The sequence below is a fragment of the Streptomyces sp. NPDC020362 genome (assembly GCF_040642095.1).
In the GTDB taxonomy this organism is placed as follows: domain Bacteria; phylum Actinomycetota; class Actinomycetes; order Streptomycetales; family Streptomycetaceae; genus Streptomyces.
The window spans coordinates 1-24,639 of the sequence record NZ_JBFAET010000136.1 but is presented as its reverse complement, the minus strand read 5'-3'; the positions used below and the strand labels follow the sequence as shown (position 1 = coordinate 24,639).

Sequence of the window (24,639 nt, the reverse complement as noted above, 5' to 3'; positions counted from 1 at the left end):
TCGCACGGTCTCCCGTCGGCCTGATCGCACGGTCTCCCGTCGGCCGGGTCGCACGGTCTCCCGTCGGCCTGGTCGCACGGTCTCCCGTCGGCCTGGTCGCACGGTCTCCCGTCGGCCGGGTCGCACGGTCTCCCGTCGGCCTGGTCGCACGGTCTCCTGTCGGCCGGGCACCGGCGCATCGCAACAGCCGGGAGCGAGCGACGCGCCCGGCCGCGCTCTTCTCACCCCTCGTCCGGCGGCGCCGTGCGATGCACGCTGCGGACCGCCGCCACGTCCGGCGGGACCGGGAGAGCGGGGACGTGGGCGCTGAGAGCGGCCAGGCGGTGCTTGATGCTGGTGGCGATGCCGGTGCCCAGGCGGTAGCGGGTGGCGGTGCGGGCATCGGCCGCGTGGTCGAGTAGACGGTGGGCCTCGCGGCTGCGCATGCCCGTGTGGGCGAGGACGAGGTGGCTCAGGCGGTGCTCGGCCCGGGCGAGGTCCCGGCCGATGGCGTCGGCCGCGGGGAGGTCGATGTGGTTGTCATCGGCCGCGAGGACCGCGGCCGCCCGGACCCGGCCGAGGTCGAGCAGGCTGACCCCGGCCGCCGCGGCCGCCGTGACCAGCCGGACGGCGGCGCGCGGGCCGATGCCGTTGCTGGCGACGGACAGCCGGGCGAGCCGACCGTGCGGCGCGCGTTCCAGGGCCGCGGCGAGCCGGAGGGCGCCCGCGTCCCCCAACCGGGCGGCGGAGACGTACAGTTCGTCGACCGCGCCCGCGGCGAGCACGGCTGCCAGGGCCCGGGCGCCCGCCTCGCCCAGCGGATTGCCGCCCACGAAGAGCCGCTCGATCCGCCGCCCGCCCAGCTCGGCTGCGAGCAGCGCGTCGGCGAGGACGGCGGTGCCCGCCGGGTCCAGCCCGGTCTGCACGAGATCGAGGGTGCGCAACGACCGTGCGGACTCCAGGAGTTCCGCCGCCGCGTGCCCGCCGGCCCCGCCCAGCGGATTGCGCTTGAGCCAGACACCGGTGACGACCTGCGGGGAGGCACGCAGCTGGTCGGCGATCCGGCAGGCACCGGCCGCGGTGATGCCGTTGCATCCGAGGTAGAGCGTCTCGACGTCCGCGCCCGCCCCGGCCACGGCCACGGCTCCGTCGTCGCCGAGCGCGTCCGTGCCGAGCAGCAGGTGCCGTACCGGCGAGGGGCCCGCGGCCAGGGCGCCGGCGATCAGCTCCGCTCCGTCGGCGCCGACGCCCTGCTTGCACAGGTCCAGCCGCCCGTCCGGCAGGGCGGTACCGGCCGTGAAGTCCAGCCGCTCCCCCGCCGGGCGCCCCGAGCGCAGCCAGTCCAGCAGCGGGGCGAGGTCGGCCAGGGGGCGCGCCACGATCTCGGGCACTCCGGCGAACCCGGGCGTCCGCCCGCTCACCACGCCGCCTCCTGGTAGTCCTTCAGGAACACACCCGACACCGGGTCGCCGGCCTCGCCGCGCACGACCGGGTCGTAGACCCGGGCCGCGCCGTCCACCACGTCCAGTGGGGTACGGAAACCCGCGTCCGCCATCCGGGCCTTCTTCGGCGCCGGGTTCTCGTCGGTGATCCAGCCCGTGTCGACGGCGCACATGTGAACGCCCTGCTCGGCGAGTTCGGAGGCGCTGGTGCGGGTGAGCATGTTCAGGGCGGCCTTGGCCATGTTCGTGTGGGGATGGCCGGCCGTCTTGTTGCGGACGGTGAAACGGCCCTCCACGGCGGTCACGTTGACTACATAGCGGCGCGGGTGCGGGGAAGCGAGCAACAACGGCAGCAACCGGTCGCACAACAGGGCCGGGGCGAGCGCGTTGACGAGCTGTGTCTCCAGCACCTCGGCCGGGTCGAGCGCGCCGAGCCGTGCCGACCAGGAGTTCTCCGGGGACGGGTCCGGCAGCAGCCCGGCCTCGTCGGCCTCCCGCAGGGCCACCGGCAGGGCGGCGGCCGAGCCCGGCAGCATCCCGATCGGGGTGAACCCGGGGGCCTGGCGCGCACCCGGGGGCAGCGTGCCGTGCTCGCCTGCGGCGAGCATCGCATACGACTCCGGTGGCCGCCGTACCGTCTGGGCGGCGTTGTTGACCAGGATGTCCAGCGGCCTGTCCTGCTGCCTGAGCTCCTCGCACAGGCCGAGCACCTGGCGCGGGTCCCGCAGATCGACGGCGAGTACGGTGAGCCGGTCCAGCCAGCGCGCGCTGCCCGGTGCGGCCCGGAAGCGGCGCACGGTGTCGTGCGGGAAACGCGAGGTGACCAGGAGCTCCGCGCCGTCGCGGAGCATCATCAGCGCCAGCTGGAAGCCGATCTTCACCCGGCCGCCGGTGAGCAGCACACGGCGGCCGGTCAGGTCGGTGCTCAGGGCCCGGCGGGCGGTGTTGTCGGCCGCGCAGCGGGGGCAGAGCCGGTGGTAGAAGGTGTCGACCTGCCGATAGGGCGACTTGCACACGTAGCAGGGGCGCGGCTTGTGGAAGAGTCCGCCCGCGCCCTGCTCGGCCAGGGGAGCGTCCTCGCGCCGGTCCGGGGAGCCGGTCGCGGTCGCGGCCATCGCGGCTGCGTCGGCGGCCGCGACCTCGGCGCCGCGCGACTTGCGGCGCCGGAGCCGCCCGTCCCGGGCGAAGGACGCGGCGACCTGTTCGGCCCGCAGCCGTAGCGGGTCGTCGACGGGCAGTGCCCGGAGCTTGCCCACCACCTGGTGGAAGACCGCCAGCTCCGCCTCGGTGACGGTGTCGCCCGTCGCCTCGCTCATCCGTCCCGCCCCGCCCCTGTCCGTCGGTACCACAGTGGTCCCGACCGGATTCGAACCGGCGTGACCGCCCTGAGAAGGCGGCGAGTCTGCCTCTGCTCTACGGGACCTCGAGGCGCGCCCGGACGACCGGATTCGAACCGGCGTGACCCGCATGCCATGCGGGTGCGCCTGCCTCTGCGCTACGTCCGGACGCGCCCCCGGATCCTAACCGCAGCGCGCCGGAGCGGGTGTCAGTGGGACGTCCGCCGCAGGGCGAGCCGTTCCTTCTCCGACAGGCCGCCCCAGACACCGAAGCGCTCGTCGTTGTCGAGCGCGTAGTCGAGGCAGGCGGAGCGCATCTCGCACATGCCGCAGATGCGCTTCGCCTCGCGCACCGAGCTGCCGGGCTCGGGGAAGAAGAAGTCCGCCCCGGTCTGCGCGCACAGGGCCTGATCCTGCCAGGCGGTGTCGGCCGGGGTGATGGTTTCGATGTGCATGGCCAAGATCGTGCCGCGCGGCGAAAAACGTTCGATCAACGCCGGGTCAACGGCGCGGCCGGAGGCCCTGGACCGCCCCGATCATGCTCCACCGGGACACGCCACCGCACGGCGGCGCGCGGCAGCAGGACGGAAACCCGCAGAACCCTGCGCGGACCCTGCGCGGACCCTGCGCGGACCTTGCGGGTCACCCAGGGTGACCGGGGGTACCGGCCCGGCACACGGCAGCGCTCCGGCAGCGGTTGTCAGTGGGCGGTGCAAGACTCGGCAGTACAGCGGACAGGACCCCGCCCCGCGGGCCCGCTTTCAAGGAGGGCGAAGATGCTCACCACCCGTTTCGTCGACGGCGCTCCCAACTGGATCGACGTCGGCACCCCCGACATGGACGGCGCCCAGGCCTTCTACGGCGGTCTGTTCGGCTGGCGGTTCCAGTCGGCGGGGCCGGAGGCCGGCGGCTACGGCTTCTTCCAGCTGGACGGCAGGACCGTCGCCGGCGGTATGCAGACCGGCCCGGAGCAGGGTCCGCCGGCCTGGACGGTGTACTTCCAGAGCGAGGACGCACAGGCCACCGCCAAGGCGACCGAACAGGCCCACGGCAGTGTGCTGTTCCAGCCCATGGACGTGATGGGCCAGGGGCACATGGCGGTCCTCGCCGACCAGGCGGGCGTTCGGTTCGGGATCTGGCAGCCCGGGCAGACCAGGGGCGTTGACGCGGCGAACGAACCGGGCGCCCTGTGCTGGGTCGAGCTGTACACGCCGGACATCGCGGCGGCCGCCGCGTTCTACCACCGGGTCCTCGGACTGGAGACCTCGGGCGTGCCGTTCCCGGGCGGCACGTACACCTGTGTCAACCCGGGTGGTGCCGAGGAGGACGCGATGTTCGGCGGGATGGTCCCGCTGGCCGACGACCCGACGGAGGCGGAGGCCGGCCCCTACTGGCTGCCGTACTTCGAGGTCGAGGACACGGACGCCGTGGTCGAGAAGGCCCAGCAGCTGGGTGGCACGGTGCGCATGCCGGCGACGACCCTGGAGGGCGTCGGCCGCATGGCCAAGCTCGCCGACCCTTACGGCGTCCGTTTCGCGGTGATCAAGAGCGAGCCACCGCAGGGCTGAGGCTGCGGGGCAGCTCCACGGCCCGGGCGGACCTGCCGCCCGGGCGTGCGTGCGGCCCGGCGGACATGCGACCTGGCGGACGTGCGACCCGGCGGACGTGCGACCTGGGTGCGCGCCCGGCGCGGGCGGACCCGTGGCACCGGCAACCACATGCCACGAACGCACCTGTGGCACGAGCGGACGGGCCCCTGGCCGGACGCGCAGCTCAGGCAGACGCGTGCCCCAAACCGCACACACACGCCAAGCAGACGCATCCCGCTAGCCGAACGCGCAGCTCAGGCAGACCCATCCCCCTAGGCGGACGCGCGGCGTATCAGCGTGGTCGGCAGGATCACGCCGGACGCCGTCACGTCCGCCGACTCGTGGTCACCCCCGTCACCCCCGTCACCCCCGCCGTCTGCGCCCTCCCTGCCACCCCCGCCGAGCCGGTCGGCCGGGCCGCCCAGCAGAAGGCGGGCCATCAGCCGGCCCATCTCCTCGATGTCCTGACGGACCGTGGTGAGCGGCGGGTCGGTCTGTTCGGCGACCGGCAGCACGTCGTCGAAGCCGATCACGGCCACGTCCTCGGGCACGCGCCGCCCGCTCTCGCGCAGCACGCGCAGGGCGCCGAGCGCGGTGAGGTCGTTGGCGGCGAACACCGCGTCGACGTCCGGGCAGCGGTCGAGGAGTTCGCGCATGGCGCGTTCGCCGCCGCCCGGGGTGAAGTCGCTCTCCACGACGAGCCGCGGGTCGGCGTCGCCCACGACGTCCCGGTAGCCGTCGAGCCGGTCCACCGCCGAGGTCTGGTCCAGCGCGCCGGTGATGTGCGCGATCCGATTCCGGCCGAGGCCGACAAGATGGCGCACGGCCTCACGGGCGCCGCCCCGGTTGTCGCTGTCCACGTAGACCGGGCCGGGGGCGCCGTCGCTCCAGTCGGGCCGACCGCCGAACACCGTGGGTACGCCCGCGTTCCTGATCAGTCCGGGCAACGGGTCGTCGAGGTGCAGGGAGAAGACGAGCGCGCCGTCGACGTGGCCGCCGGCGAGGTAGCGGGCCACGCGCGCGTGGTCGGCGCGGCCCTCGGTCAGCAGCAGCACGAGCTGGTTGTCGTGGGCCGTCAGCTCCTTGCTGATGCCACGCAGTTGCAGCGCGAAGAACGGGTCGGCGAAGACCCGGGCCTCGGGCTCGGCGATGACGACGGCGACGGCGTCGTGGCGCTTGGTGACCAGGCTGCGCGCCGCCCGGTTGGGTACGTAGCCGAGCTCCTCGACCGCCCTGCGGACCCGTGCGGCGAGGGGCTCCCTGACGCCGTCCCCGCCGTTGACCACCCGCGACACGGTGGCGCGGGACACGCCGGCCCGCGCGGCAACGGCCTCCAGCGTGGGGCGCGACTCTGCCTCGCTCACTTCGGGACTCCTCATCGGCGGCCGGCAATCGGATCAGGATAGCCACGGTACGGTCCGGTCGTCGGGCCGGAAACGGGGTGCTTCCGCTGCGCCCGGACCGGGCGGTTCACGCCGATCAGCGTGCTCGCCGTCGCCCGGGCCGTTGTCCACAGGCCGGTTGTCCACAGGCGCGGCCCGTTGTCAGCGGCGTGCGGCATGCTGTGATCAGTGGCGGAACGGACGCCCATGAACCACGGGGAGGGCACAGTGTTCGGGGGGATCGACGACGTCGACTGGGCGTCGATGGGACACGCGTACACGCAGTCGGCGACCGATGTGCCGGAGCTGCTGTGGGGGTTGGCGTCGGACGACCCGGTGCGCCGGGAGATCGCGCTGGACGGGATGTACGGCGCGGTGCACCACCAGGGGGATGTGTACGACAGCACGGTCGCCTGCGTCCCGTTCCTGTTCGAGCTGATCGCGAACCCTTCGCTCGCCGACCGGGGAGCCGTGATCAGCCTGCTGTGCAGCATCGCGCACACCGCGGACGCCGTCGAGGACGCGGACGAGGACGACGCGGACACCGCGGACACCGAGCACTTCACCGGGTTCGACGATGATGACGATGAGGAGGAGTGGCTGCGGCACTCCTTCACGGCGCGTGACATGGTCCGCGAGCGCGCCGGGGCCTTCCTGTCTCTGCTCGGCGATCCGGATCCCGGGGTGCGGGCCGCCGTGCCGGGTGCCTTGGCGCGGCTTCACCCCGATCCGGCAGGGGTGTTCGGCGCCCTGCGCGACCGCATGCCGGTCGAGACGGACCCCGAGACCGCCCAGTCCCTGGCGCACGCCCTGAGCACGCTGGCCGTGCGGTACCCGGCCGAGCTGGGCACCGAGGCGGCCCGGGTGCTCAAGGACCTCGCGTCCGGGACCCCCGATCCCCGGCTGCGGATGACCGCACTTTCCCGGCTGGCACGCTGTGCGCCCGGTGAACTGCCGCCGGACACCGCGGACATCGCGCTGGACGTGATGCGGCTCGCACGGGAGGCGGACGAGCTGGGCCCACCGCCTGCCGTACCCGAGCGGCCGCGCACGAACACCCTGATCTCCCATGTGCGCGAGCTGCACGCGGAGCACCGGCGCAGCCTCGACCTGGACGACGCGGCGGACCTGCTCGAAGAACTGCACACGGAGCTGCGCGACCGTGTCGACCTGCGCTGTCCGCTCCTCGTCGGCCAGTTGGACAGCCCCAGCCTGCGCGAGCGCACGCACGCGGTCGGCATGGCGGGACGGCTGCTGACCGGGTGGCGGGCGCCGGACGACGAGCCGCTGCTCGCGCTGGCCCGGCTGCTCACCGACGACGATCTGCGGCTGCAGAAGGCGGTGCTGTCGGAGCTGCGGTTTCTGGCGCCGGCGGCCCACCGCGTGTCCGAGGAGGTGGTCGCCTACCTGCAGAGCTGGGAGCACCGGCCGCTGGAGGCCGACACTCCGTTCCGTTCCCTGGCCGTCGGCATGACGTTCGAGGTGCTGGCTCTTCAGGGCGACGACCGGATCGTGCCTGCTCTCGCGAAGATCCTGGAGGCAGTGGAGATACCCGAGCAACTGGTCCGCTGGGTAGAGGCGTTCGGCCCACAGGCCGCGGCCCCGCTCGGTCCGGTGCTCCACGACCGCCTGACCCGGCTCGACCACCGGACATCCTCCGCGGACCAGGGCCGCATCATCGATGCCCTGGGAGCACTGCGAGACCCCGAGTCGGTGCCCCTGCTGACCCACGTGCTGGCCGAGGCCGAGCACGTCCGCACGAAGCGGGACGCCTTGCACGCCCTCTCCGCCTTCGGCACCGAGGCGGCCGAAGCCGGCCCGGTGGTAAGGAAGTTGTGGGAGGGCGACACCGTCGCCGACGATGACCGCATCCATGTCGCCCACGCCCTCTGGGCCCTGACCGGCGACGCGGAGGCCGTGCTCCCGGCCGTCCGCGCGAGCCTGCGGTCGCGGATGTGGAGTCAGTGGTCCGCGGCCCTGGACCTGGTCTCGTCCCTCGGCCGCTCCGGCGCCGCGCTCGCGCCCCGGTTGCGCGAGATGATCGGTACCGGCCACGCACCCGCTCAGGCGGCCATCCGCCTGTGGCAGGTCACCGCAGAGGCGGAGGAGACGCTGCCCGTTCTCATGACCGAGTGGTCGGCCGCACCGGCCCATCGTCCCGGCATCGCCGCCTGCCTGGCGGCCATGGGCCCTGCGGCCGCGCCGGCACTGCCACTGATACGCGCGGAGCTGGCCTCCCACCGCCGCCACACCAACGACGACTCCACGGGCCACGTCCGCTACAACGTCGCTGCGGACGTGGCCCTCCAGACGGACTGCCGGAGTGTGCTGGCCGGTTTCGGCGAGTACATGGACACGCCGGTGCGCTAGGCCGGGGACCGTCAGGACGTCTCCTCCCGCCGCGCCCGGCTCGGCTGTACCCGTTTCGGCTCGCCCGGCATCTTCGGGTACTCCGGCGGGTAGGGAAGGTCGCCCAGGCCGTGATCGTGTTCGTCCCGGCGGGCCAGTTCCAGGAGGGCGTCCAGGGAGAAGGCGTGGTCATCCATGTCGGCGTGCACGTCGCCCAGTTCGGCGAAACGAGCCGGCATGGTGGCGAGGTCGAAGTCCCGGGGGTGGGCCGTGCCGACCTCCTCCCAGCGCAGGGGCGCCGAAACGGGGGCCTGCGGGCGGGGTCGTACGGAGTAGGCGGAGGCGATGGTCCGGTCGCGGGCGGTCTGGTTGTAGTCGAGGAAGATGCGCTCGCCCCGCTCCTCCTTCCACCACTTGATGGTCACCCGGTCGGGCATCCGGCGTTCCATCTCCCGGCCGACCGCGATCGCGGCGCGCCGCACCTGGGTGAAGGTCCAGAGCGGTTCGATGGGCACGAAGACGTGCAGACCGCGGCCGCCGGAGGTCTTGGGCCAGCCGCGCAGGCCGCCGAACTCGTCGAGTACGGCCCGCAGTTCGTGGGCGGCGCGCACGGCGTCGTCGTAGTCGGTGCCGGGCTGTGGGTCGAGGTCGATACGGAGTTCGTCGGGGTGGTCGACGTGGGTGCGGCGGACCGGCCAGGGGTGGAAGGTGAGCGTGCCGTACTGGGCGGCCCACACCACGGCCGCCTCCTCGGTGGGGCACATCTCGTCGGCGCTGCGGCCGCTGGGGAAGGTGATGTGGGCGGTGGGGATCCAGTCCGGCATGCCCTTGGGAGCGCGCTTCTGGTAGAACCACTCGCCGTCGACACCGTCCGGGTAGCGCTGGAGGGTGGTGGGCCGGTCGCGCAGGGCGCGCAGGATGCCGGGGCCGACGGAGGCATAGTACCGGGCGAGGTCCAGCTTGGTGAATCCGCGCTCCGGGAAGAAGACCTTGTTCGGGCTGGACAGCCGTACGGTCCGGCCGGCCACGTCCAGTTCCACCGCATCACCCATGCGGCCACGGTAGGCGCAGGGGATACACCACGCATACCGGGCGACAAGGGGTGTATGCGAGCAGAATCTAAGGCATGGATCTGCCGGTGATGCCGCCCGTGAAACCGATGCTCGCCAAGTCGGTGGCGAAGATCCCGCCGGGCATGCACTACGAGGCGAAGTGGGACGGGTTCCGGGCGATCGTGTTCCGCGACGGGGACGAGGTCGAGCTGGGAAGCCGTACCGGGAAGCCGCTGACCAGGTACTTCCCGGAGCTGGTGGCGGCGCTCAGGGAGCGGGTGCCCGAGCGGTGCGTGCTGGACGGGGAGGTCGTGATCGCGCGGGAGGGGCGGCTGGACTTCGATGCGCTGACCGAGCGGATCCATCCGGCGGACTCGCGGGTGCGGATGCTGGCCGAGAAGACTCCGGCGTCCTTCGTCGCCTTCGATCTGCTGGCGCTGGACGACGAGTCCCTGCTCGACGTGGAGCTGACCGACCGGCGGGCACTGCTGGAGCGGGCGCTGTCCGGGGTGGGCGCTCCCGTCCACCTGGCACCGGCGACCACCGACGTGGACGTGGCGTACCGGTGGTTCGAGCAGTACGAGGGTGCCGGTCTGGACGGGGTTGTCGCCAAGCCGCTCACTCTGCGGTATCTGCAGGACGAGCGGGCCATGTTCAAGATCAAGCACGAGCGGACGGCGGATGTCGTCGTGGCGGGCTACCGCTTGCACAAGAGCGGCCCGGTGGTGGGGTCACTGCTGCTGGGCCTGTACGACGACCGGGGAGCCCTCCAGCACGTGGGGGTGTCGGCCGCCTTCCCCATGAAGCGTCGCGCCGAGCTGGTCGAGGAGTTGGAGCCGCTGCGCATGGACGACGTGAGCGGGCATCCGTGGGCGGCCTGGGGGGAGGAGGCGGCCCACGAGACGGCCCGGCTGCCGGGGGCGCCGAGCCGCTGGTCGGGCAAGAAGGACCTGTCCTGGGTGCCGCTCAGGCCGGAGCAGGTGGCAGAGGTGGCCTACGACCACATGGAGAACGGCGCCCGTTTCCGGCACACGGCCCGCTTCCGCCGCTGGCGTCCGGACCGCACTCCGGAGAGCTGCACCTATGCCCAGCTGGAGGAGCCGGTGCGCTACGACCTCGCGGAGATCCTGGGGAAGTGAGACCGCCCGCCGGGGTAACCCGATGGACCCGTTCGGCCCAGTGGACGCGCACGATCGGCACTGACCGGGTATGGCCTGCGGTGACCCGATGAGCACACAATCGACAGATACGAACGGGGTGGCAACGGTGGGCTTGGGGCACAGGGCGCGTACGAGACACGCCGTACTGACGGCGGCACTGGTCGCCGCCACGCTGACGGCCTCCCTGACGGCGGGCTGCACACGGCACCACCCGCCCGACGACGCCCGCACTCCACACCGGCCCTCTGCGCCGACCGGCGCGGCCACGCTCACGTCCGCGGCGGGCTCACCCCTCGCCGTGAAGATCGACAACGTGCCCGCGGCCCGTCCGCAGACGGGACTCGGCGCGGCGGACATCGTGTATGCGGAGCAGGTCGAGGGCGGACTGAGCCGTCTGATGGCGGTGTACGCCACCAGGCTCCCGAAGGCGGTCGGGCCGGTGCGCAGCGCCCGCGAGTCCGATCTGGAACTGCTGCGCCAGTTCGACGAGCCGACCCTGGCCTTCTCCGGGGCCCAGCGCGCGCTGCTGCCGCTGATCCGCCGGGCGCCCGTGCACGCCGAGTCGCCCGACGAGGCCGCCGACGCCTACTACCGCGCCCCCGGCAGAACAGCACCGCACAACCTCTATGTGCGCCCCGCCCGACTGCTGCCCACCGCGCCGGGCAGGGCCGCGCTGACCACCGGATTCCACTACGGTCCGGCGCCCTCCGGCGGCACACCCGAGACCTCACGGACCGTGCGCTATCCGGCGGCGCGCTTCACCTTCACCTGGTCCACACAGCGGGGCGGCTGGCTGGTCGCGATGGACGGCACGCCCACGACGACCACCGACGGCGGGCGGCCCGCGCCGGCGACGGTCGTCGTGCAGTACGTGAAGATCCGCTCCTCCCGGTACCACGACGCGCTCGGCAACCGCACGCCGTACACCGAGACGACCGGATCGGGGAAGGCCGAGGTGCTGCGGGACGGGCGGTCCTTCGACGCCACCTGGTCGCGGCCGTCCGCGGCCGACGGCACGGCGTTCACGGCGTTCACGGCGGCGGACGGCGGCCGGATGAACTTCGCCGAGGGCCAGGTGTGGGTGGTGTTCGCCGCGGCCGCCTCCTGAAGCAGCCTCTCTTCCTGAAGCAGCCCCCCTCTTGAAGCGGCCTCTCTTCCTGAAGCAGCCCCCCTCCTGAAGCAGCCCCCTGAAGCGGCTTCCTTCTGGCCGGCGCTGCGGTTCAGCCCTGCCGGCCGACGAGCGGCTCCGCCGGATGGCGCAGGCCCTCGGCCGCGTCCGACACCCGGCGGATCAGGTCGAAGAAGACGGTCTGCTCCTCGGCGGAGAGCGGGGCGAGGAAGAGCTGGTTCATCCGGGCCGTGCGCACGGTCAGCTTGCGGTGAGTGCGCAGCCCGTCGTCGGTGAGGCGGAGCAGAAAGCGGCGGCCGTCCTGCGGGTCGCGCACCTTGTGCAGCAGCCCCCGGCGGCCGAGGCGGCTGATGACCTCGGCGATCGTCGACCGGTCCAGGCCCACTCGCTCCCCCACGGTCCGCTGGTCGACGCCCGGCTCGGCGACGAGCGCGTTCAGGACCGCGAACTGCGGCGAGGTGATCTCCTCGGAGACCATGGTGTTCCACAGCAGGTAGTGCGCCTGCTGAAGCCGCCGGGCCAGGTGCCCGGGATGGGTGGCGAGGTCCACCGCGGACATGCACACTCCCCTGGTCGATTCGTAGGTGTACTGAACAATACTCGTCCTTCGACTCGCCTGTCTGCCTCTCGAATCCCACGTAATACGAAGCCTTGACGGTCTCTGCGTCCGATGGCAGCGTGAGGAGCATCTTGCTGAAATACTCAGTGCGCTGATTAATTGCAGAGATGAGGCTTCGCGGATGGACAAGGTGGTCGCCACGGCCCTGGAGGCGGTGGCCGATGTGCCGGACGGCGCGTCCCTCGCGGTCGGCGGCTTCGGGCTGAGCGGTGTGCCGAACGTGCTGATCCAGGCGCTGTACGAGCGCGGGACGGCCGGTCTGGGCGTGGTGTCGAACAACTGCGGTGCGATGGAGTCCGGCCTCGCCGTGCTGCTGGCCGCCGGCCGCATCGCCCGGGTGACCGGCTCCTACATCGGCGCGAACAAGGAGTTCGCCCGCCAGTACCTGGCCGGCGAGCTGGAGGTGGAGCTGATCCCCCAGGGCACGCTGGCCGAACGGCTGCGCGCGGGCGGCGCCGGAATCCCCGCGTTCTACACCCCGGCGGGTGTGGGCACGCAGGTCGCCGAGGGCGGACTGCCGTGGCGCTACGACGGCGAGGGCGGCGTCGCGCTCGCCTCGCCGCCGAAGGAGGTGCGGGAGTTCGACGGTGTGGAGTACGTCCTGGAGCGGGGTATCCGCACCGACTTCGCGCTGGTCCGCGCGGCCCGGGGCGACCGGCACGGCAACCTCGTCTTCAGCAGGTCCTCGCGGAACTTCAACCCGCTGGTCGCCATGGCGGGCCGGGTGACCGTCGCCGAGGTGGAACAGCTGGTCGAGTCGGGCGAGATCGACCCGGACGCGGTGCACCTGCCCGGCGTCTTCGTGCAGCGCGTGGTGGCGCTGACCCCCGAGCAGGCCGCGGACAAGAAGATCGAGCAGCGGACGGTGAGGTCCTGATGGCCTGGACACGCGAGGAGATGGCGGCCCGCGCGGCCCGCGAGCTGGCGGACGGCCAGTACGTCAACCTGGGCATCGGTCTGCCGACGCTGATCCCGAACCATCTGCCGCCGGGCGTCGAGGTGGTCCTGGAGTCGGAGAACGGCATCCTCGGCACCGGCCCTTACCCCGCCGAGGACGAGGTCGACCCGGATCTGATCAATGCCGGCAAGGAGACCGTGACGGTCCTGCCGGGCGCCTCCTTCTTCGACTCCGCGCTGAGCTTCGCGATGATCCGCGGCGGTCATATCGACGTGGCCGTGCTCGGCGCGATGCAGGTGTCCGCGGGCGGCGACCTCGCCAACTGGGCGGTCCCCGGAAAGCTGGTCACCGGGATCGGCGGCGCGATGGACCTGGTGCACGGCGCCCGCCGGGTCGTCGTCGTGATGACGCACACCGCCAAGGACGGCTCCCCGAAGATCGTCGAGCAGTGCACGCTGCCGCTCACGGGCAAGGCGTGCGTGAACCGGATCATCACGGATCTGGCCGTGCTGGACGTCACGCAGAAGGGACTCCTCCTGGTGGAGACCGCGCCGGGCGTGACCGTCGAGGACGTCGTCGCCACGACCGACACCGCGCTGACCATCGGGGAGGACGTGCGGTGAACCCCGTCCACGTCGTCGGCGCCGTCCGCGCCCCGGGCCACGCCCCCGTCGAGGCGGCCGACCGCGCACTCGCCAGGGCGGGCAGGGGTTTCGACGACCTGTCGGTCCTCGAACCGAACGAGGCGTTCGCCGCGCAGGTCCTCGGCTGTCTCGCCGAATGGCCCGAGTTCGACCCGGCTGTCCTCAACCCGCAGGGCGGGGCGATCGCGCTCGGCCATCCTCCCCCGCTCTCGGCTTCGCTCGAGCGGGGGGACCCCCATGGTGCCTGCGGCGCCCGGCCCGCGGGCACCGTCGCCCACCAGCTCGCCCGCCGCGGCTCCGGCACCGGCGTGGCCACCCTCTGCATCGGCGCGGGCCAGAGCCTCGCCCTGCTCCTCGAACGTTAGGAAGCGTCAGGTATCTCCATGGCTCTCACCCAGCAGGACATCGATCAGGAGATCGCGGCGGAGCATGCCGCGTACGAGAAGCGGACGGCCGACGGCGCACCCGTCGAGCACCACCCCCGCCGCGACTACGCCCCCTACCGCTCCTCCCTGCTCCGCCACCCCCGCCGGCCTCTGATCGCCATCGACACCCGCGTGGACCCCGAACTGGTGGAACTGCACTCCCCCGCCTTCGGGGTGCGCGACATCACCGAGACCGACAACGACCTCACCCGGCAGCACACCGGCGCGCCCATCGGCGAGCGGATCACCGTGTCCGGGCGGCTCCTGGACCGCGCCGGACGCCCCGTCCACGGCCAGCTGATCGAGATCTGGCAGGCCAACTCCGCGGGCCGCTACGCCCACCGGCGCGAACAGCACGACGCTCCGCTGGACCCCAACTTCACCGGCGTCGGCCGCACCCTCACGGACGGCGCTGGCCGCTATCACTTCACCACCATCCAGCCGGGCCCCTACCCCTGGCGCAACCACGTCAACGCCTGGCGCCCGGCGCACATCCACTTCTCGGTCTTCGGTACGGCGTTCGCCCAGCGGCTGGTGACGCAGATGTACTTCCCGAACGACCCACTCTTCCCGTACGACCCGATCCTGCAGTCCGTGACGGACGACGCGGCCCGACAGCGGCTGGTCGCCACCTACGACCACGGCCTGTCGGTACCGGAGTTCTCCCTCGGCTACCACTGGGACATCGTGCTGGACGGCCCCGCCGCCACCTGGATCGAGGAAGGACGCTGACTCGAGCGATGACGAAGACCGACACCGGCAGCGCGGAGAGCGTGCTGCCCACCCCGTCCCACACGGTCGGCCCCTTCTACGGGTACGCGCTGCCGTTCCGCGGCGGCGAGGAGATCGCGCCCCTGGCCCACCCCGACACGATCACCGTGCACGGCCACGTCCTCGACGGCGGGGGCAGCCCCCTGCCGGACGCGTTCCTGGAACTGTGGGGCCCGGCCCCCGACGGGACGGTCCCGCGGGTGGACGGCTCGATGCGGCGGGACCCGGCCACCGGCGGCCATCTGGGCCGCAACGGCGTGGAGTTCACGGGCTGGGGCCGCATCCAGACCGACGCCGACGGCCACTGGTACGCGCGGACCCTGCGGCCCGGCGCACGCGGGCACAGCGCCCCGTACCTGAGCGTGTGCGTCTTCGCCCGCGGCCTGCTCATGCACCTGTTCACTCGGATCTACCTACCGGGCGACGTGACGGCACTGGCTGCCGACCCCCTGCTCACCCGGGTGGGCGAGCGGCGCGACACGCTGATCGCCGACGACGAGGGCAGCGGCACCTACCGTTTCGACATCCGCCTTCAGGGCGAAGGCGAGACGGTCTTCCTGGAGTTCCAGTGACATCTGCCTCCCCTCCGTACGCCGACACCGGTCTGCTCGCCCCCGAGTGGGCCCTGTCCGGCGCCGCGTCCGAGACCGGTGACCACGCGTATCTGCGTGCGCTGCTCGACGCCGAGGCCGCGCTGACCAGGGCGCAGGCCAGGCTCGGGCTCGCCCCGGCCGAGGCCGCGGCGGCGGTGACCGAGGCGGCCGTCCCGGCCGGCTTCGGCATCCGCTTCCTGGCGGCACGCACCCCGGCGGGCGGCAACCCGGTCATCCCCCTGGTCGCCGATCTGACCGCGGCGGTCGGCGAGGAGTACGGCCCCTACGTCCACCGGGGCGCGACCAGCCAGGACATCATGGACACGGCCATGATGCTGGTCGCGGTCCGCACCCTGGATCCGGTCCTCGCCGACCTGGGCCGCACCGAGCGGGCCCTGGCCGCGCTCGCCGCCGAGCATCGCGACACGCCGATGCCGGGGCGGACGCTCACCCAGCACGCCGTACCGACGACGTTCGGGCTCAAGGCGGCGGGCTGGCGTGCGCTGATCCTGGACGCACGCGACCGCATCACCCGGGTACGGGACGCTCTGCCGGCCCAACTCGGCGGCGCGGCCGGGACCCTGGCGGCGTTCCAGGCGTACGGAGCCGGGGACGCGGCAGCGCTGACGCAGGCGTACGCCCGTGAGGTGGGCCTCGCCGCACCGGCGTTGCCCTGGCACACGCTCCGCACACCCGTCGCCGACCTGGCCGGTTGCCTGGCCTTTGCGGCGGGGGCGCTGGGCAAGCTTGCGGCGGACGTGCTGACCCTGTCGCGCACCGAGATCGGCGAGCTGAGCGAGGGCAGTGGCGGCGGGTCGTCGGCCATGCCGCACAAGGCCAACCCGGTGCGGTCCACGCTCCTCGCGGCCGCCGCCCGGCGCGCCCCACAGCTCGCGGCCACGCTGTACGGCTGTCTGGCCGCCGAGGACGAACGGCCGGCCGGTGCCTGGCACGCCGAGTGGGAGCCGTTGCGCGACCTGCTCCGGCTGGTGGGCGGGGCGGCCGGGCACGCGGCCGATCTGACCGAGGGGCTGCGCGTGCACCCCGCCGCGATGCGGCGGAACCTCGACGCGACCCATGGCCTGATCGTGTCCGAACGACTCTCCGCCGCGCTCGCCTCCGCTCTCGGCCGTGCACGGTCGAAGGAGCTACTGACCGAACTGGCCCGCCGCGCCCACGAGGAAGGCCGTCCCCTGCGCGGACTCCTCGCAGAGACGGATGAGTTCAAGGACGCGGACCTCGACGAACTCACCGATCCGGCCCGTTACACCGGCTTCGCCGGTCCCCTCACCGACCGTGCTCTGGAGCGACGTTGACCGTGCATCTGCTCAGCCACCTGGCACAGGGCCCGGCTTCCGCTCCCCCGCTGCTGCTCGGGCCCTCGCTCGGCACCTCCCACGCCCTGTGGGACGTGGTCGCGCCCGAGCTGTCGATCACCCATCGGGTGGTGCGCTGGGACCTGCCCGGGCACGGCGGCTCCCCGGCGGACCTGATCGGGCCGGGGGCCACCGTCGGCGACCTCGCCGCGCTGGTGCTGGAGCTCGCCGACATGCTCGGCATCGAGCGGTTCGCCTACGCGGGCGTGTCCCTGGGCGGCGCGGTCGGCCTGCACCTGGCCCTGCACCACCCCGAGCGGCTCGCCTCCCTCGCGGTCATCTGCTCGTCCGCGCACTTCGGCGGCAGCGCACCCTGGCGGAAACGTGCCGAACGGGTGCGCCGGGAGGGCATGGAGTGGCTGGTGGAGAGTGCCGACGCGCGCTGGTTCACGGCCGGCTTCACCGTGCCGCGGCTGGTCCAGGACCACCGGGAGGCCGACCCGGACGCGTACGCCGCCTGCTGCGACGCGCTGGCCGCCTTCGACCTGCGCGACCGGCTCGCCGGTATCGCCGTACCCACCTTGCTCGTGGCGGGCCGGCAGGATCCGGCGACGCCGCCCGCCCATCTGCGGGAGATCGCGGACGCGGTGCCCGGTGCCGCGCTCGTGGAGCTGCCGGGGGCCTCGCACCTCGCGCCCGCGCAGTGCCCGCAGGCGGTCCTGACGGCTCTGCGGACCCAGCTGAACGGGGCCCCGGCGAGCGGGATGGCGGTGCGCCGGGAGGTGCTGGGTGATGCGCACGTGGACCGGGCACAGGCCCGGCAGACCCATTTCACCGCCCCGTTCCAGGACTTCGTCTCCCGCTACGCCTGGGGGGAGATCTGGACGGATCCGACCCTCTCACGCCGCGAGCGGAGCATGATCACACTGACCGCGCTGGTCGCGCACGGTCACTACGACGAGCTGGCGATGCACGTCCGGGCGGCGCGGCGCAACGGGCTGACGCCTCAGGAGATCGGGGCGGTGCTGCTGCAGACCGCCGTGTACTGCGGGGTGCCCGCCGCCAACTCGGCGTTCGCCACGGCCCAGCGGGTACTCGCCGAGGAGGAGGCGACGGCGGACGGGGCGGCGGACGCGTCCCGCTGAGCGTTTGCCGTGCACCGAGGAGGGCAGCCGATCCGCCGCCTGCTGCCTACGATCCACCGCGGACCGTATGCAGCAGGCGGAGGTCCGTCCATGCCCTACAGCAGCCCCCGACCCATCTCCAGCACTTCCCGCGCCTGCGTCACCAGCCCGTCCGCCCCGCACGAACGGGCGAGCGCCAGGCCCCGGTTGAGTTCGGCGACCGAACGGGCCGCGATGCCGTACTCGACCCGGGCGGCCGCGTGTTCGTACTGACAGGGCGACGCTTCCAGATAGGCGACGGCCTGCGCCGCGAGGCGGACCGCGCGCTGGCCGGTCTCCAGGGCGGCGGCGCAGCGCAGGGCCTCGCCGATGGCGGTGTCCGTACCGAACCGTTCGGCCTGCCGGCGGGCGTCACCGACGAGCTGGGCGGCGCGGGCCGGGTCCCGCGGGGCGAGGGCCCGGGCGAGGTCGACCATCCAGGGGACCATCACCGGATTGTGGTGGCCGCGAACGGCCGCGGCCTTTCCTGCCGCCTCCAGCTCGTTGATCGCGTCGTCGACGCGGCCGACGGCCAGCAGCAGCCGGCCGCGCACGGAGCGCGGGTCCGGCAGCACGATCGTCGACGGGTACGGCGGGGCGAATCCGTACTGTTCGGCGATCGACCAGGCCTCGTCGACCTGGCCGCGGGCGAGCAGCGTGTCGACGAGGTTGCAGGTGGCCGTCCAGTACAGGGGCAGCCCGCGGCCCACGCGCTCGGCCAGGCGCAGCCCCTCGCGCAGGGACGTCTCCGCCTCCCTGAGCCGGCCTCGCCTGCGGTGCCCGACACCGACGTAGGCGTGGGCCAGGGCGAGGTGGCCGCCGCCCCACCGGGCGGTCTCGTAGGTGCGCAGGGACTCGGTGTACAGCGCCTCGGCCCGGTCGAGCCGGTCGGCGTAGGCGTACGCGTTGGCCAGCATCAGCAGGAGTTCGATGCCCCACTCGGTGTCGGTCCAGCCGAGCCCCGGTGCCAGGCGGCCGTTGACGAGCGCGCGGTCGCACAGCTCGGCGACCTCCTCGGCGCTCTCGCCGTGGGTCATGGCGTCGAAGCCGCGCAGGATGAGCAGCGCGCGCTCGGCGTTGTCCTGGCCGGTGCAGGGCCTGGCGAGTTCGGCGAGGCGCTCGGAGCGTCCCGGTGAGGTCGCCTCGCCCGCGTAGATGCCCTCCCACATGTACTGCACCGCCTGCAGCCGCATCCGGGCGGGGCCGGGTTCGTGGCGGGCGGCCTCGGCCTCGACGGTACGGACGGCCTCCTCCAGCTGGTCGTTGTGGAGCAGGGCCTGGGAGAGCCGGAAGACGGCGTCGACGCGCTCGGTACCGTCGAGGCCGGGCATGGCGAGTGCGTTCTGCAGGTGGTCGATGGTGGTGGCGGGCGCGGTCAGGAGCGTGGCACAGCCCAGCTCGTACAGGACGCGCGCGTTGACCTCGGGCTCGGGCGGTTCGAGCAGGGCGCGTTCCAGACAGCGGCGGGCCGCGTCGGGCGCGCCGACGGCCAGGTGCTCGCGGGCGGCCTCGCGCAGCTGCTCGACGAGTTCCTCGTCGTCGTCCGGGTGGACCTTCAGCAGGTGCCGGGAGGACTCGGCGGCGCCGTGTCCCGTCTCGGTGAGGATCTGCGCGGCGACGCCGTGCATGGCGGTGCACACGCCGGGCGGGATGGAGTTGTAGACGGCGGTCGCGATCAGCGGGTGGACGAACTCCAGCTCGCCGTCGTCCGTCTCGGCGCCCGCCGCCGGGTCGGGTTCGGTGAGGATGCGTGCGGTGCGGAGCAGTTCGGCGCAGCGCTCGGCGATGTCGGTGTTCATGGAGGCGAGCCGGGCGACCAGGTCGACGGAGATACCGGTGCCGAGGATGGCTGCGGCCCAGGCGAACCGGGTGGCCTCGATGCCGAGTCCCTTGAGGCGGTCGACCAGGCCGCCGCCGCGGGCGGAGCGGTTCAGGGCACGCAGTTCGCCGGCCCGGGCCTCGGCCGGTTCGAGTTCGCTGTCCTGCACCTTGGCGAGGAGCTCGACGGTGTCGTAGGGGTTGCCGCCGGTGACGGCCCAGACCTCGCGGCAGAACGGGTCGTCGGCGTGCCGGCCGACCGATGCGCGGGTGAGCCCGGCGGTGGCCTCCGGAGTGAGGGCGTTCAGGTTGTTGACGGGGCTGCCGGCGGCGGCGGCCACCGCCTCGAGGTGGCGGGCGCTGTCGCCGCTCACGTCGCCCGGGCGGCGGGCGACCACGACCAGCACGGACAGATCGTCCAGACGCTCCGCGAACGCGGCGAGCCAGCGCAGGGTCTCCTGGTCGGCCCAGTGTGCGTCGTCGACGAGCAGCACCAGCGGCCACTCGCGGCGGGCGAGCCGGCGCACGGCCGCGACGAGTCCGTCGCAGACGTACTGCGGGTCGGCGCTGCCCTCCCCCGGGTCCACTATGCCGAGGGCGGGACCGGCGATGTCGTACCAGTCGCCGAGGTATTCGCGGGCCTCCTCCGGCAGGAGGGAGACCAGCGCGGGCTGGAGCAGCTGCCGCACCACGTTGAACGGGACCGACCGCAGGGTCTCGCCGCCGCGCGCGGACCACACGGTGCAGCCGCGGCGCTCGGCGATGCGGCGCGTCTCGACCAGCAGCGCGGTCTTGCCGAGCCCGGCCTCGCCGCGGAAGACCAGCAGGCTCCCCGCGGACGACTGGTCGGAGCACAGGACGTCCAGCGCCCGTGTGACGGTGGCGATCTCCGCGTCCCGCTCCCACAGGGAAGCCGAGCCGGCTGTCGGCGGCCGTCCCTCCGTCATCCCGTTACCTCCCCAGGTCGCCCGAATGACGTACAGACCACGAGCGTAGCCGTCCGGTGGGATGTGTGGTGGCAGGTCCGGGCAGGTGTGGCCCCGCAGGGTGAAAGTGGGTGCGGGCAGGCGACGCACACCCTGCCGGACCAGCCGATGTACAGCGGACGATCCGTCAACAGGGCGTGGAATGAAGCTGATTTTCGAAGACCGGAGAGACGACGGCGACGACGGCGACGAGCGCGCCTCCCGCGGCGGTGAGGCCGTCCGCACACCGACGGTGCGGGCGGTGGCGGCGGGGTCGGTGGGCAACTTCGTCGAGTGGTACGAGTTCGGTGTCTACGGCTATCTGGCCACGGTGCTCGCAGACCGGTTCTTCACCCCGGCGGGCGGGGACGCGGCCGAGGCACTGGTGCGCACGTACGCCTCTTTCGCGCTGGCGTTCTTCTTCCGGCCGCTCGGCGCTGCCCTGTTCGGCAGGCTGGGCGACCGGATCGGGCGGCGGCCGGTGCTGCTCGTGGTGATCGCGCTGATGACGGCCGCGACGGCACTGATCGGTGCGCTGCCGACGTACGCCACGGCCGGCGCCCTGGCACCCTGGCTGCTGACGTTTCTGAGAGCTCTCCAGGGGCTCTCGGCCGGTGGTGAGTTCGGCGGGGCGGTTGCCCTGCTGACGGAGTTCGCCCCGCCGGGACGGCGCGGGCTGTACGGCGCGTGGCAGTCGTTCACGGTGGCGCTGGGCCTGCTGGGCGGGGCGGGGGTCGCGGCGGCGACGGCCGCCGTGCTGTCCGAGGCCCAACTGAGTGGCTGGGGCTGGCGGTTGCCGTTCCTGCTGGCCCTTCCCCTGGGACTGGTGGCGCTGTGGCTGCGGGCGGGGCTGACGGAGACCCCGGAGTTCCGGGAACGGGAGCGGGAGCGGGCGGCCGACCCTCCCCGCGGCGCCCGGCCGGCCGCGGCGGCGGTGCTGCTGGGCGCCGGGCGGGTGATGGGCTGGTCGGCGGCCGGATACACGTTCCTCGTCGTCCTGCCCTCGTACCTGCAGACCGCCCTGCATGCGGACGTCCGGCAGGCGCTGCTCGCCACCGTCCCCGCCAACGCCGGGTTCGCCGCGGCGATCCTGCCGGCGGGGCTGCTCAGCGACCGGGTCGGGCGACGGCCGGTGATGCTGACGGGGGCGGCGCTGGTGATGGCACTGGCGGTGCCGTTGTTCGGCCTTCTTCAGGACGAGGGGACTTCGACCGCCGTCAAGGGCCTGGCCACGGGGGCCGCAGGCGTGGTCATCGGGCTGATGGCGGGGCCCGGCCCCGCGCTGCTGGCCGAGATGTTCCCGACGCGGGTGCGCTGGACGGGGCTCGGGCTGGCCTACTCCCTGTCCAACGCGGTGTTCTCCGGATGCGCGGGGCTGATCATCACGGAGGCCGTGCGGCGGACCGGGAACGTGGACGTACCCGCGTACTACGCCGCGGCGGCGTGCGCGGTGAGTGCGGCGGCCCTCCTGAAAGGGCGTTCTTGTGAGAGGAGTTGACCGACCCATGCGAGTGATCGGCCTGATGTCGGGGACGTCGTACGACGCGGTGGACGCGGCCGCCGCGGACCTGCGCCTGGACGGCGACACGCTGATGCTGCAGCCGCTGGGGATGGTGAGCACGCCGTACGACGGTGAGCTGCGCGAGGCGCTCGCGGCGGCGTTGCCGCCGACCGCCGTGCCGCTCGCCGAGGTGTGCCGGCTCGACACCCGGATCGGGCAGGCGTTCGCCGCGGCGGCGGTCCGGGCGAACAGTGAACTGTGCGGTCGGCAGGCCGAGTTGGTCGCTTCGCACGGTCAGACGGTCTTTCACTGGGCCGACGGGGACGGCCGGGTGCACGGCACGCTTCAGCTGGGGCAGCCCGCGTGGATCGCCGAGGCGACCGGGCTGCCGGTGGTCGCCGACCTGCGCGCCCGGGACGTCGCCGCGGGCGGGCAGGGCGCCCCGCTGGTGAGCCTGGTCGACCTGCTGTGGCTGCGCGGCAGGCCGGGCACGCCGGTCGCGCTGAACATCGGCGGCATCGCCAACCTGACCGCGCCGGACGGCACGGCCTTCGACACCGGGCCGGGCTGTGCGCTGCTCGACGCGGCGGCCCGCCGGTTCAGCGGCGGGCGCCTGGCCTACGACGCCGAGGGTGCGCTGGCCGCGCGCGGCCGGCCGGACCGGCCCCTGCTGGACCGGCTGCTCGCCGAGCCGTACTACGCGCTGCCTGCGCCCAAGACGACCGGCAAGGAGCTGTTCCACGCCGGGTACCTGGGGGCGGCCGGGCTGGACGGCCTGGGCGCGCAGGACGTGCTGGCGACGCTCACCCTGCTGACGGCCCGGACGGTCGCCGACGGGGTGCGGTCCGTCGGCGCGACCGAGGTGATCGCCTCCGGCGGAGGCACCCGCAACCCGGTGCTCATGGACGAGCTGCGGCACCTGCTCCCCGGGGCGGCGCTGCGCACCTCGGACGACCTGGGCCTGCCCGCCCCCGCGAAGGAGGCCTACGCCTTCGCGGTCCTCGGCTTCCTCACCGCCCACGGCCTGGCCGGCACCGACCCCCGCAGCACGGGCGCCCGGCACCCGAGCGTGCTGGGGTCGGTGACACCGGGCCGGGACGGGCTGCGCCTGCCGCCGACGGCGCGACGGGGGCCGGTGCGGTTGGTGGTGCAGGCATGAGGGGGCACGCCCGGTCGGGGGCACCACCGGGCGGGATGCTGCGGCCGCACAGCCGCCCGGCCGACGGACGCGGGCAGACACGAGCGCGGGCGGGCGCGGGCGGACACGGACGCGGGCGGGCGCGGGCCGAGCGCCGCTCAGCCGAACCACCCTCCCGGCCACCGTGCCGGGACGGTGGCCGGGCCTGCGGCCCGGAAAGCGGCACAGAAATCGGAGGCGAAATATTCCGGTCCGCGCCATTGACGGCGGATCTTCTCATCCCGCTTTCACCGATGCCTCATACGGTGGAGGCATGACGCAGGTGACTCCTCCCGGGTGGTACCCCGACCCCGGGCAGACGAATGACGGTCCGCCCACCGAGCGCTGGTGGGACGGCAAGGCCTGGACGGACCGGACACGCCTCGTCGGGACGGCCGCCATGTGGGGTCCCCCGGCGCAGCAGCCTGCCGGCGGCATGCAGCCGGCTCCCCCGGCGTACGGGGCCCACCCGGGCCATCCGTCGTATCCCGCCCCGCCGCCGGCCGCGCCCCGGCGCGGTCTGCGCACGGCCATAGCCGGCGCGGCGGCGGCCGCGGTGCTGGTGAGCATCGGGGTCGGCGTGTACGCCCTCACCAAGGACGGCGGCGGCAACGGCGGCAGCGACCGCGCCGGGTCCCAGCAGGGGCAGGGCGGGCCGAACGGCGGGCAGGGCGGGCCCGGCGGCGGCTCCGGCGGGTCGGGCGGACCCGGCGGCGGGTCGGGCGGTCCGGGTGGGTCGCCGTCCCCGGGGCAGTCCGCCGCGCCCAAGATCAAGGGCGGGGGCACGGTGCAGGATCCGCTGAACGGGATCAGCCTTCCCGTGCCGCAGGGGTGGACCGGGCAGACGATCAGCCTCGGTGCGCAGGTGACCTCCGACAACTCCTACAAGTGCCCCGGCGACAGCGACCAGACGTGCACCGCGGGCGGCGCGTACACGGCGCCCGCCGGCGAACTGGGCCTCAAGGGCGCGACGGCCGAGCAGGTCGCCAAGGCGGACATCGCGGCCAACGCCACGGCCTCCTACGGCGGTACCACCTACGGCAGCGTCACCTCGCACCAGGTACTGGCCTCCCGGGCGGTGACGGTGGCCGGGCAGAAGGGCTACATGGTCCGCTGGAAGGCGGTCACGAGCAAGGGCGCCGACGGTTACGTCGAGTCGGTCGCCTTCCCCTCTCCCAACGACGCCAAGCGGATGGTCGTGGTGCGCTTCGGCGTGGACGTCGGGCAGAAGCTCTCCGTCATCGACGAGATCCTGACGGGGATCAAGGTCTCGTCCGGCGGCGGGTCCGGCCAGAGCGTCTGAGCACAGTGGCCGGCCGGGTGGGGTACC

At 73.4% G+C, this 24,639-nt stretch carries 20 protein-coding genes, 2 tRNA genes and 1 pseudogene; 14 read left to right on the top strand and 9 right to left on the bottom strand.

What is annotated here, in order from left to right; all coding sequences use genetic code 11:
- Positions 1 to 221: 221 nt before the first annotated feature.
- From AB0H32_RS33745 to AB0H32_RS33725, 5 genes are all read right to left on the bottom strand, one after another.
- Complete coding sequence (locus AB0H32_RS33745) at positions 222 to 1,400, bottom strand: ribonuclease inhibitor (protein ID WP_361128652.1); 1,179 nt, start codon at positions 1,398 to 1,400, stop codon at positions 222 to 224.
- The gene (locus AB0H32_RS33740) at positions 1,397 to 2,737 is read right to left on the bottom strand and encodes an SDR family oxidoreductase (RefSeq protein WP_361128649.1); all 1,341 of its coding nucleotides are present in this window, start codon (positions 2,735 to 2,737) and stop codon (positions 1,397 to 1,399) included. Before AB0H32_RS33740 ends, AB0H32_RS33745 begins: the two co-directional genes overlap by 4 nt.
- A gap of 35 nt (positions 2,738 to 2,772) precedes the next feature.
- Positions 2,773 to 2,844 (bottom strand) — tRNA-Glu (locus tag AB0H32_RS33735).
- Between the two features lie 10 nt (positions 2,845 to 2,854).
- Positions 2,855 to 2,926 (bottom strand) — tRNA-Ala (locus tag AB0H32_RS33730).
- Between the two features lie 41 nt (positions 2,927 to 2,967).
- Positions 2,968 to 3,213, bottom strand: coding sequence for a WhiB family transcriptional regulator (locus tag AB0H32_RS33725; RefSeq protein ID WP_361128646.1), 246 nt, complete (start codon positions 3,211 to 3,213; stop codon positions 2,968 to 2,970).
- 321 nt (positions 3,214 to 3,534) lie between these two features.
- On the opposite strand from AB0H32_RS33725, the gene AB0H32_RS33720 reads away from it, so the two are divergent.
- Complete coding sequence (locus tag AB0H32_RS33720) at positions 3,535 to 4,326, top strand: VOC family protein (protein ID WP_361128643.1); 792 nt, start codon at positions 3,535 to 3,537, stop codon at positions 4,324 to 4,326.
- A gap of 293 nt (positions 4,327 to 4,619) precedes the next feature.
- Here the strand turns inward: AB0H32_RS33720 and AB0H32_RS33715 are convergent, their stop codons facing one another.
- The gene (locus tag AB0H32_RS33715; protein ID WP_361128641.1) at positions 4,620 to 5,711 is read right to left on the bottom strand and encodes a LacI family DNA-binding transcriptional regulator; all 1,092 of its coding nucleotides are present in this window, start codon (positions 5,709 to 5,711) and stop codon (positions 4,620 to 4,622) included.
- A gap of 225 nt (positions 5,712 to 5,936) precedes the next feature.
- Between AB0H32_RS33715 and AB0H32_RS33710 the strand changes: the two genes are divergently transcribed.
- Positions 5,937 to 8,099, top strand: a complete 2,163-nt coding sequence (locus AB0H32_RS33710) for a HEAT repeat domain-containing protein (protein WP_361128638.1) — start codon at positions 5,937 to 5,939, stop codon at positions 8,097 to 8,099.
- 11 nt (positions 8,100 to 8,110) lie between these two features.
- On the opposite strand, the gene ligD is transcribed toward AB0H32_RS33710, so the two are convergent.
- Complete coding sequence (gene ligD, locus AB0H32_RS33705; RefSeq protein WP_361128635.1) at positions 8,111 to 9,130, bottom strand: non-homologous end-joining DNA ligase; 1,020 nt, start codon at positions 9,128 to 9,130, stop codon at positions 8,111 to 8,113.
- A 74-nt stretch (positions 9,131 to 9,204) separates the two neighbouring features.
- Between ligD and AB0H32_RS33700 the strand changes: the two genes are divergently transcribed.
- Positions 9,205 to 10,269: an ATP-dependent DNA ligase gene (locus tag AB0H32_RS33700; RefSeq protein ID WP_361128632.1), complete on the top strand. Its 1,065-nt coding sequence runs from the start codon at positions 9,205 to 9,207 to the stop codon at positions 10,267 to 10,269.
- Between the two features lie 133 nt (positions 10,270 to 10,402).
- The gene (locus tag AB0H32_RS33695) at positions 10,403 to 11,398 is read left to right on the top strand and encodes a DUF3048 domain-containing protein (RefSeq protein WP_361128655.1); all 996 of its coding nucleotides are present in this window, start codon (positions 10,403 to 10,405) and stop codon (positions 11,396 to 11,398) included.
- Between the two features lie 112 nt (positions 11,399 to 11,510).
- On the opposite strand, the gene AB0H32_RS33690 is transcribed toward AB0H32_RS33695, so the two are convergent.
- Positions 11,511 to 11,978, bottom strand: a complete 468-nt coding sequence (locus tag AB0H32_RS33690; protein ID WP_361128630.1) for a MarR family transcriptional regulator — start codon at positions 11,976 to 11,978, stop codon at positions 11,511 to 11,513.
- A 181-nt stretch (positions 11,979 to 12,159) separates the two neighbouring features.
- Between AB0H32_RS33690 and AB0H32_RS33685 the strand changes: the two genes are divergently transcribed.
- The 7 genes and pseudogenes from AB0H32_RS33685 to pcaD all read left to right on the top strand — a co-directional run bounded on the left by AB0H32_RS33685 (position 12,160) and on the right by pcaD (position 17,830).
- Positions 12,160 to 12,915, top strand: a complete 756-nt coding sequence (locus AB0H32_RS33685; RefSeq protein WP_361128627.1) for a CoA transferase subunit A — start codon at positions 12,160 to 12,162, stop codon at positions 12,913 to 12,915.
- The gene (locus AB0H32_RS33680) at positions 12,915 to 13,559 is read left to right on the top strand and encodes a CoA transferase subunit B (RefSeq protein WP_361128625.1); all 645 of its coding nucleotides are present in this window, start codon (positions 12,915 to 12,917) and stop codon (positions 13,557 to 13,559) included. The genes AB0H32_RS33685 and AB0H32_RS33680 overlap by 1 nt, the downstream gene beginning before the upstream one ends.
- Positions 13,560 to 13,600: 41 nt before the next feature.
- Positions 13,601 to 13,945 (top strand): annotated as a pseudogene (locus AB0H32_RS33675) (hypothetical protein); the annotation flags it as partial.
- Between the two features lie 18 nt (positions 13,946 to 13,963).
- A complete protein-coding gene (gene pcaH, locus AB0H32_RS33670; RefSeq protein WP_361128622.1) occupies positions 13,964 to 14,737 on the top strand; it encodes a protocatechuate 3,4-dioxygenase subunit beta in 774 nt (257 codons plus the stop codon).
- Positions 14,738 to 14,745: 8 nt separating this feature from the next.
- Positions 14,746 to 15,348 (top strand): protocatechuate 3,4-dioxygenase subunit alpha, encoded by a 603-nt coding sequence (gene pcaG / locus AB0H32_RS33665; RefSeq protein ID WP_361128619.1) that lies wholly within the window; start codon positions 14,746 to 14,748, stop codon positions 15,346 to 15,348.
- Positions 15,345 to 16,685, top strand: a complete 1,341-nt coding sequence (gene pcaB / locus AB0H32_RS33660) for a 3-carboxy-cis,cis-muconate cycloisomerase (protein ID WP_361128616.1) — start codon at positions 15,345 to 15,347, stop codon at positions 16,683 to 16,685. The genes pcaG and pcaB overlap by 4 nt, the downstream gene beginning before the upstream one ends.
- The gene (pcaD, locus tag AB0H32_RS33655; protein WP_361128613.1) at positions 16,682 to 17,830 is read left to right on the top strand and encodes a 3-oxoadipate enol-lactonase; all 1,149 of its coding nucleotides are present in this window, start codon (positions 16,682 to 16,684) and stop codon (positions 17,828 to 17,830) included. Before pcaB ends, pcaD begins: the two co-directional genes overlap by 4 nt.
- 95 nt (positions 17,831 to 17,925) lie before the next feature.
- Here the strand turns inward: pcaD and AB0H32_RS33650 are convergent, their stop codons facing one another.
- Positions 17,926 to 20,613 carry an AAA family ATPase gene (locus tag AB0H32_RS33650; protein ID WP_361128610.1) on the bottom strand — a complete coding sequence of 896 codons (2,688 nt, stop codon included), beginning with the start codon at positions 20,611 to 20,613 and terminating at the stop codon, positions 17,926 to 17,928.
- Between the two features lie 181 nt (positions 20,614 to 20,794).
- Here AB0H32_RS33650 and AB0H32_RS33645 point away from each other — a divergent pair, with 181 nt between their 5' ends.
- The 3 genes from AB0H32_RS33645 (at position 20,795) to AB0H32_RS33635 (ending at position 24,612) form a co-directional block, all read left to right on the top strand.
- The gene (locus tag AB0H32_RS33645; RefSeq protein WP_361128607.1) at positions 20,795 to 22,129 is read left to right on the top strand and encodes an MFS transporter; all 1,335 of its coding nucleotides are present in this window, start codon (positions 20,795 to 20,797) and stop codon (positions 22,127 to 22,129) included.
- Positions 22,130 to 22,136: 7 nt separating this feature from the next.
- Positions 22,137 to 23,291 carry an anhydro-N-acetylmuramic acid kinase gene (locus AB0H32_RS33640; RefSeq protein WP_361128604.1) on the top strand — a complete coding sequence of 385 codons (1,155 nt, stop codon included), beginning with the start codon at positions 22,137 to 22,139 and terminating at the stop codon, positions 23,289 to 23,291.
- A gap of 292 nt (positions 23,292 to 23,583) precedes the next feature.
- Positions 23,584 to 24,612, top strand: coding sequence for a DUF2510 domain-containing protein (locus tag AB0H32_RS33635; protein WP_361128601.1), 1,029 nt, complete (start codon positions 23,584 to 23,586; stop codon positions 24,610 to 24,612).
- Positions 24,613 to 24,639: the final 27 nt, after the last annotated feature.